Below are 256 nucleotides of genomic sequence, written 5' to 3'. Positions count from 1 at the left end.
ACTGTAATGTGGTTGCGGGAGCCGGATTTGAACCGACGACCTTCGGGTTATGAGCCCGACGAGCTACCAAACTGCTCCATCCCGCGTCCGGATGCATTGTTTAAGTCAATGAGTCTATTTCCCAACATCAATCCTAAGAAAGAAATTGGAGCGATACATCGGGTTCGAACCGATGACCTCAACCTTGGCAAGGTTGCGCTCTACCAGCTGAGCTAGTATCGCTTAGTTAACCGTTAAACTTGTCTGCTAGAAACTA

Annotated in this window: 2 tRNA genes; both read right to left on the bottom strand. The window is 48.4% G+C overall.

The features are described 5' to 3' along the window. Positions 1-9 precede the first annotated feature (9 nt). Positions 10-86: transfer RNA gene (locus tag AACR09_RS00880), tRNA-Met, on the bottom strand. 60 nt (positions 87-146) lie between these two features. Next, positions 147-222: transfer RNA gene (locus AACR09_RS00875), tRNA-Gly, on the bottom strand. Between the last annotated feature and the right edge of the window lie 34 nt (positions 223-256).

Source organism: Vibrio sp. OPT20, from assembly GCF_963889365.1.
Classification (GTDB): Bacteria; Pseudomonadota; Gammaproteobacteria; order Enterobacterales; family Vibrionaceae; genus Vibrio; species Vibrio splendidus.
Note: the sequence above shows the minus strand (reverse complement) of the source record. Positions and strands in the feature narration are given on the sequence as shown.